This is a genomic window from Protofrankia sp. Cr1 (genome assembly GCF_963555865.1).
Taxonomy (GTDB): Bacteria; Actinomycetota; Actinomycetes; order Frankiales; family Frankiaceae; genus Protofrankia.
In genome coordinates, this window is record NZ_CAUVXO010000403.1 from 2,104 (window position 1) to 2,755 (window position 652).

A 652-nucleotide genomic window follows, 5' to 3' on the forward strand; every position below is an offset into this window, starting at 1 on the left:
CCATCGACCTGTTGATCCCCGTCATCGACTTCGGGCAGCAAAACGCATTCGACCCACACGGCGCGCTGGCATGGTTGGCCTACGGTCTCATCGCCGCAGGCTGGATTCTCGCGACCACCATCGCCGCCGGCATCACCCGCACCCTGGGCCCCAATTAGGGCCTACAGCAGCGCCCGCAAGTCTTCCATGGTCAGGCCCGCATCCACGAGTATCTGGCGAAGAGTGCCCCTGGGAACGTCGCGGCCGGCGTGAACGGGAACCGTGACATCGTGCCCAGCGGGGTCAGGGTTACGGAGCCGGTGATGACTGCCCTTGACACGGACCAGCTCAAAGCCCGCCTTCTGCAGCGCTCTGACGACGTCCTTGCCGGGAACCGCCGGGACCGGCAGCATCAAGCAACGTCGACCATGATGGCGAACTCCTCTGGAGCACCATCGTCCTCGAGGACCATGACGACGGCATCACGCAGATCTGCCAGCGCCTCTTCCCGAGTATCCCCGTTGCCGTTGCACCCGACGCGACCGACGTAGGCGTGGGCACACCAGACACCGTCCTCGTCCTGCCCGACCGCGTATGGGATGTGCGCCACTCGGCCCATGGCCATCACGATACGCCGCGCGCCAGCATCGGGTGAGGCGGTCCGTGCCGGGCC

Annotated in this window: 2 protein-coding genes; both read right to left on the reverse strand. The window is 66.3% G+C overall.

The window, feature by feature from the left end:
- Positions 1-161 precede the first annotated feature (161 nt).
- Positions 162-392 (reverse strand): type II toxin-antitoxin system HicA family toxin, encoded by a 231-nt coding sequence (locus U9980_RS22375; RefSeq protein WP_322769732.1) that lies wholly within the window; start codon positions 390-392, stop codon positions 162-164.
- Positions 392-652 (reverse strand): hypothetical protein (locus U9980_RS22380; protein ID WP_322769733.1); only part of this gene is annotated, 261 nt, incomplete at its 5' end. The genes U9980_RS22380 and U9980_RS22375, both read right to left, overlap by 1 nt.